At 71.7% G+C, this 6,067-nt stretch carries 7 protein-coding genes and 1 pseudogene; 6 read left to right on the forward strand and 2 right to left on the reverse strand.

Annotated elements, in window-relative coordinates; translation table 11 throughout:
• The coding region (locus tag GX015_RS11315; RefSeq protein WP_291345219.1) for an NDP-sugar synthase at positions 1-404 on the forward strand (404 nt) is incomplete at its 5' end.
• A 224-nt stretch (positions 405-628) separates the two neighbouring features.
• The gene (locus GX015_RS11320; RefSeq protein ID WP_291345221.1) at positions 629-994 is read left to right on the forward strand and encodes a WhiB family transcriptional regulator; all 366 of its coding nucleotides are present in this window, start codon (positions 629-631) and stop codon (positions 992-994) included.
• 68 nt (positions 995-1,062) lie between these two features.
• Here GX015_RS11320 and GX015_RS11325 read toward each other — a convergent pair whose 3' ends face one another.
• Positions 1,063-1,521, reverse strand: coding sequence for a metallopeptidase family protein (locus tag GX015_RS11325; RefSeq protein WP_291345223.1), 459 nt, complete (start codon positions 1,519-1,521; stop codon positions 1,063-1,065).
• Positions 1,522-1,657: 136 nt separating this feature from the next.
• Here GX015_RS11325 and GX015_RS11330 point away from each other — a divergent pair, with 136 nt between their 5' ends.
• The 4 genes from GX015_RS11330 to manA are packed head-to-tail and all read left to right on the forward strand — an operon-like array spanning position 1,658 to position 5,701.
• Entirely contained in the window at positions 1,658-2,050 is a 393-nt protein-coding gene (locus GX015_RS11330) for a DUF3499 domain-containing protein (protein WP_291345225.1), read from the forward strand.
• Between the two features lie 52 nt (positions 2,051-2,102).
• Complete coding sequence (locus GX015_RS11335) at positions 2,103-3,482, forward strand: phosphomannomutase/phosphoglucomutase (RefSeq protein ID WP_291345227.1); 1,380 nt, start codon at positions 2,103-2,105, stop codon at positions 3,480-3,482.
• A 25-nt stretch (positions 3,483-3,507) separates the two neighbouring features.
• On the forward strand, positions 3,508-4,503 hold the full coding sequence (locus tag GX015_RS11340) for a hypothetical protein (protein ID WP_291345229.1): 996 nt from the start codon (positions 3,508-3,510) through the stop codon (positions 4,501-4,503).
• A 7-nt stretch (positions 4,504-4,510) separates the two neighbouring features.
• Positions 4,511-5,701 carry a mannose-6-phosphate isomerase, class I gene (manA, locus tag GX015_RS11345; RefSeq protein WP_291345231.1) on the forward strand — a complete coding sequence of 397 codons (1,191 nt, stop codon included), beginning with the start codon at positions 4,511-4,513 and terminating at the stop codon, positions 5,699-5,701.
• Here the strand turns inward: manA and GX015_RS11350 are convergent.
• Positions 5,698-6,067: pseudogene (locus GX015_RS11350) on the reverse strand (hypothetical protein); the annotation flags it as partial. The gene manA and the pseudogene GX015_RS11350 overlap by 4 nt on opposite strands.

A 6,067-nucleotide genomic window follows, 5' to 3' on the forward strand; every position in this document is an offset into this window, starting at 1 on the left:
CCGCCGATTTCGTGCGCGGGTCGTCGGACCTGGTGCGCGGCATCGCGCCGTCGCCGCTGCTGGAAGGGCGGCACGGCGAATCGCTCGTCGACGAATCGGCGTCGCTGGGCGGCGGGGCGCTGCTCTACGGCGGCACCGTCGTCGGTCGGGGCGCCGAGGTCGGCGCGGGCGCGCGGCTGGACCAGACCGTCGTGTTCGACGGGGCGAAGATCGGTGCGGGCGCGGTGATCGAGCGGTCGATCATCGCCGCCGGCGCGACGATCGGCCCGCGCTGCGTCATCCGCGACGCGGTGATCGGCGAAGGCGCCGACGTCGGCGCCCGTTGCGAGCTCATTTCGGGCGCCCGGGTGTGGCCCGGGGTCGTGCTGCCGGACGGTGGAGTGCGCTTCTCCACCGACGTGTGACCTGATTCACCGACGGGGGAGAAGTCTCAACCCTGACTTCATCCCCCACGGCGGGGGGACCGGTCTCCGGGGGCTTTCTGAGTTTTCGCGGTGAATCAACCCGACCGCTTGACCTCCACGGGGTTTCACGTGTGTAATCACAAGTGTGTGATTGCGGGGAACCGGGTTCCCCCAGAATCGCGAAGACCACATTTCCACCCCGTTGACCAGGCAGGAGGCCCCGCATGGATGAATCCACCATGTTCGGCGGACGCGCCGTGGGACGGGATTCGAGCGTGGGGGAGTCCCAGGTGCACGAAACGACGGCAGTCGAGCAGCCCCGCCCGCTGGTGGATTGGGCCGATGATCTGACCGGGCTGTTCGAGGCGGTCGACGAGGATTGGCAGGAGCAGGCGCTGTGCGCCCAGACCGATCCGGAGGCGTTCTTCCCCGAGAAGGGCGGTTCGACCCGTGAGGCCAAGCGCATCTGCCGCGCCTGCGGCGTCCGCGACGAGTGCCTCGAGTTCGCCCTGGCCAACGACGAGCGCTTCGGCATCTGGGGCGGCCTGTCCGAGCGTGAGCGCCGCCGCCTGAAGAAGCAGATCGGCTAGATCGGCAGCAGAGCCTGAGCGAGACCAGAAGAGACCCGGAATTCCCGGGTCTTTTTTCGTGCCCGGACCTAGAAGCTGTCGTCGTACCCCGGATCGACGACGGAGGGATCGATGTTGAGGTGCACGGCGACCAGGCGGGCCAGGACGTTGCGCAGCACGTCCTGCAGGTCCGCCAGCGTCGGCGCCCGCTTTTCGACGGGCCGGCGGAACACCACGATCCGCGGCCTCGTGGGCCGGCCCTGGCGATCCACGCCGGCGGGGATGAGGCGGCCGAGGGGAATCGGGCCGTCGGCGGCGACTTCGTCGGGAAGCAGTGCGCCGGGGTGGAGGTGCATCAGCGGGACGGTGTCCACGGCGATGTCCAGGTGGGCGAGCCGGTCGTGCCAGCGGGCCTCGATGGGCGCGTACGCGTCGAGCACCGCCTGATCGAACGCCTCGGTGCGGCTGCGCCACCGCGGCACCTCCGGGGGGAGGAGGGGGCCGCGCGGGCCGCGGCCGCGGCGCTCGATGCGACGGGAGACGTTCATGGGGGCCAAGTCTATGGGGAGGTCGGCGGGCCACGGCGGAGGCGCTCCGTCGCAAAGCGACCCCAAAGACTCGCCCGGGCCCTGAAAGTGAGGGAGGGGCTACAGAAACCTCAACCCAGGGTCTAGACTTTCGGGCGTGAGTCAATTCCGCCGCTGCTGCAGGCCGGGGTGCGGCAAGCCCGCCATCGCCACCCTGACCTACGCCTATTCCGAGTCCACCGCCGTCGTCGGGCCGCTGGCCGCCGCCAGCGAACCGCATAGCTGGGACCTGTGCGAACGCCACGCGCAGTCCATCACCGCCCCCCTCGGCTGGGAGCTGGTCCGCTACGACCTGCCCGCCGAGCGCGCCGACGACGACGACCTCACCGCGCTGGCCGAGGCCGTCCGCGAAGCCGGGCGCCAGGCCACCGGCCTGGTCCTGCGCGACGAAGGCGAGCCCCGCTGGTCCCAGGTCGACGCCGCGCGGCACCCGTCGCGGCGCCCCGCCCGCACCCATCTGCACGTGGTGCCCGACCCCGACGGCGAGTAGGGGTAACATTCCGCTCCGGTAAGACACACAACCAGGAGCGAGGACGGCACCAGTGACCAAGCGCAGCCGGGCGGCGATCGACGCCGTGATCAAGGCCTACGACGTTCGCGGCGTGGTGGGCGATGGCATCGACGAGGAACTCATGCGCGACGCCGGTGCGGCGTTCGGCCTGCTGATGCGCCGGGAGGGGGCCGAGGCCATCACCATCGGCCACGACATGCGCGACTCCTCCCCGGGGCTGTCCCGCGCATTCGCGGAAGGCGCGGCCGCCCAGGGCGTCGACGTGGTCATGCTGGGCCTGACGTCGACCGATCAGCTGTACTTCGCCTCGGGCACGCTCAACTGCCCGGGCGCCATGTTCACCGCGTCGCACAACCCGGCCGAGTACAACGGCATCAAGCTGTGCCGAGCCGGCGCGCGCCCCGTGGGCCAGGAAACCGGCCTGGGCGAGATCAAGGACCTCCTCGTCGACGGGGTGCCGGCCTACGACGGCGAGCCCGGCGAGATCACCGACCGAGACGTGCTGTCCGGCTACGCCGAGTTCCTGCGCGGGCTGGTCGACCTGACCGCCGGCCGCAAGCTCACCGTGGCGGTCGACGCGGGCAACGGCATGGCCGGCCTGACCGCCCCTGCGGTGCTCGGCGACGTGTGCGACGTGCGCGACCTGTACTTCGAGCTCGACGGAAACTTCCCCAACCACGAGGCCAATCCGCTGGAGCCGGCGAACCTCGTCGACCTGCAGAAGTTCACCGTCGAGCAGGGCGCGGACATCGGCCTGGCCTTCGACGGCGACGCGGACCGCTGCTTCGTCGTCGACGAGAAGGGCGACCCGGTGTCGCCGTCGGCGATCTGCGCGCTCATCGCCACCCGGTATCTGGAAGACGACCCGGGGGCCGTGATCATCCACAACCTGATCACGTCGGCCGTCGTGCCGGAGATGATCATCGAACACGGCGGCATCCCGGTGCGCACGCGTGTGGGCCACTCGTTCATCAAGGCCCAGATGGCGGAGACCTCCGCGGTCTTCGGCGGCGAGCATTCGGCGCACTACTACTTCCGCGAGTTCTGGAACGCCGACTCCGGCATGCTGGCCGCGCTGCACGTGCTGGCGGCGTTGGCAGAGCAGGACAAGCCGCTGAGCGAGTTCATGGCCGAGTTCGACCGCTACGAGCAGTCCGGCGAGATCAACTCCCGCCTGGGCTCGGCGGCCGAGCAGCTGGAGAAGCAGGAGAAGATCTCCGAGCTCTTCGCCGCCCGCACCCGCGACCACGACTGGGTCGACGGCCTGACCATCGGCCTGAAGGACTCGAAGGCGTGGTTCAACGTCCGCGCGTCGAACACGGAGCCGCTGCTGCGGCTCAACGTCGAGGCCCCGACCCGCGAAGAGGTCGACGCGATCGTCGACGAGGTCCTGTCGATCATCCGCTCCTGACCGGTTTTCCGGCATGCTGGAGGGCATGGACCCGCATAGTCTGCCGTTGATCGCGGCCACCGAGGGGCCGCATTTGCGCGCCGCCGCCTCGGCCGCCGCGGAGGGGCTTTTCGACGGCCTGCCGGAACCCCGCGCCGTCGTCTTGATCACCAACGAGTCGCGTGCCCGGCTGGCCGCGGAGGCGGTCATCGCGTTGGCCGCGGACGCGAGGGCGCCGATCACCATCGCCCGGTCGCTGCCCCGGTTCGTGGGCGCGCTGGACCTGGTGTTCGTGCTCACCGACGATCCGGGCGATCCGATCGCGGAGGTGCTGGCGGAGGCCGACCGCCGCGGGGCGGCGACGGTGCTCGTCGACCCGGGGGAGGGGCCGGTGAGATCCGCCGCGTCGCCGCGCACGATCGTCGTGCCGCGGCCGGCGCTGTCCGTCGTGGGTTCGTTCTGCGGCTACCTGGGCGCCGTCCTCGGTGCGCTGACCGCGGCGCGGGTGACCGCGCTGGGCCCGGCGGCGGTGCTGGCCGACGTCGCCGACGCCGTCGACGAGGAATCTATCGCCTGCGCCCCGGACCGCGATCTGCTGGTCAATCCGGCCCGCCAGTGGGCGGAATGGATGCGCGGCCATTCCGTCGTCGTCGCCGGCGAGGGCGACGTGTGGCGCACGGTCGCGGAGTTGGGCGCCGCGTGGCTGCTGGACGCCGGCGTGGCCGCCCACGGCACCACGGTGGCGGACATGCTGCGCGCCTCCGTGGCGCTGGCGCCGTCGCCGGAGGCCGCGATCGACGATCTCTTCCACGATCCCCTCATCGATGGGCCGGCAGACGGGGCCCGGGTGCTACCCTTGAGCGTCATTGCAGTGACCTCCCCGGCCGACGCGCCCGCCGTGCGCGCGCGCCTGGAGCCCTTCGATTGGGCCCGCGTGGAATGCCCCGCCGAGGAGGCCGAGGTCCGCCATCCGCTGGTGGACGTCTGCGTCACCGCGGCCCGCATGGCCGCGGCGGCGGCTTATGTACCTGAGGAGGGATGACGGCCTGATGGAGCGCATCGACGCGGTCGTGCAGTCGTACCCGTGGGGTTCGCGCACCTTGATCGCGGAGCTCATGGGGGAGGCGTCGCCGTCGGCGCGGCCGCAGGCGGAGGCCTGGTTCGGCGCGCATCCGTTGGCCCCGTCGAAGGTCGGCGGCCGCCCGTTGACCGACGTCATCGCCGACGACCCGGCCGCAGCGCTGGGCGCGGCGGCGGAGTTGGCCGAGGGCACGCTGCCGTTCCTGCTGAAGATCCTCGCCGCCGCCGAGCCCCTGTCGCTGCAGGCGCATCCGACGCTGGAGCAGGCGCGGGAGGGTTTCGCGGCGGAGAACGAGCGCGGCATTCCGCCGACGGCGCCGCACCGCAACTACCGGGACGCGAACCACAAGCCGGAGCTGATCGTCGCGCTGACCCGTTTCGACGCGCTGGCGGGTTTCCGCCCGGTGGAGCGGACCAAGGAGCTTTTCGACGAGCTGGCCATCCCCGAGCTCGGTCATTACACGGTTCTGCTGGACGCCCCGTCGCCGGTGGAGGGCCTGCGGGCGTTGTTCACCACGTGGCTGACCCTGCCGAGCCGCGTGCTCGGCGATCTGGTCGAGCGCGTGCGCGCCGCCTGCGAGGCGTACGAGGGCGACGGTTGGGTCGGGGAGGTCGCCGCGACGACGGCCGACATCGCCTCCCGGTACCCGGGTGATCCGGGGGTGCTGGCGTCGATGCTGCTCAACCGCATCACCCTGGAGCCGGGCGAGGGCATCTACCTCGGCGCCGGCCAGCTCCACGCGTACCTGTCGGGGATGGGCGTGGAGATCATGGCCAATTCCGACAACGTGCTGCGCGGCGGGCTGACCTCGAAGCACGTCGACGTCGTGGAGCTGTTGCGCGTGTTGGACTTCACCCCGGCGGAGGATCCGGTCGTGCGGCCGGTCGTGGATGGCGCGGTGGCGTCCTACCCGACCGGCGCCGACGAGTTCCGTCTGGCGCGCGTGACGGTGGAGGCCGGCGAGGGGATTGAGGTTCCCTCGACGGGGGCGACGATCGTCCTGGTCGTGGAGGGCGCCGCCGAACTGTCCTCCGATGGTGGCGACGTGCGGTTGGCCCCGGGTCGTGCGGCGTGGGTGCCGGCGAGCGAGTCGCGGCGTGAGCTGCGCGCCGTCGGCGGAGGTGCCGCAGAGGCGTTCGTGGCCTCCGTGCCGGACTAGTTCCGGGCGCCCGAATCCCGCGGCGTGGAGACGCCGGACTCGGACTCGGTCTTCGTCTCGGGCTCGGTCTCCGGCACGGTGGTCGAGGGAGTCGCCGTCGACGGTCCTACGCCCGTGCCCTGTCCCGCGTCGTCGTCATCGTTCGTGCCCTGTTCCGCGCCGAGCTGCCAATCCGGCAGATCCGGCCTGCCGACGTCCGGCGGGAGGAGGGGGATGGGGCGCTGCGGGGTGGGCAGGGTGGGCCACGTCGTCTCGGTGGCGTCGCCGTCCTCCGACGGGGTCGGCGTCGGGGTCGTCGGGGTCGTCGGGCGCGTCGTGGCCGGGGGTGCGGCGGGTGCGGCGGGAGCCTCGGGAATCACCGCGCGG

The organism is Corynebacterium sp. (assembly GCF_012837295.1).
Classification (GTDB): domain Bacteria; phylum Actinomycetota; class Actinomycetes; order Mycobacteriales; family Mycobacteriaceae; genus Corynebacterium.

Bases quoted from the DNA above. Each gene is read 5' to 3' on its own strand.
- GX015_RS11325 (WP_291345223.1), bottom strand. From the start codon at position 1,521: ATGAACGTCTCCCGTCGCATCGAGCGCCGCGGCCGCGGCCCGCGCGGC.
- manA (WP_291345231.1), top strand. From the start codon at position 4,511: ATGGAGCGCATCGACGCGGTCGTGCAGTCGTACCCGTGGGGTTCGCGC.
- GX015_RS11340 (WP_291345229.1), top strand. From the start codon at position 3,508: ATGGACCCGCATAGTCTGCCGTTGATCGCGGCCACCGAGGGGCCGCAT.
- GX015_RS11320 (WP_291345221.1), top strand. From the start codon at position 629: ATGGATGAATCCACCATGTTCGGCGGACGCGCCGTGGGACGGGATTCG.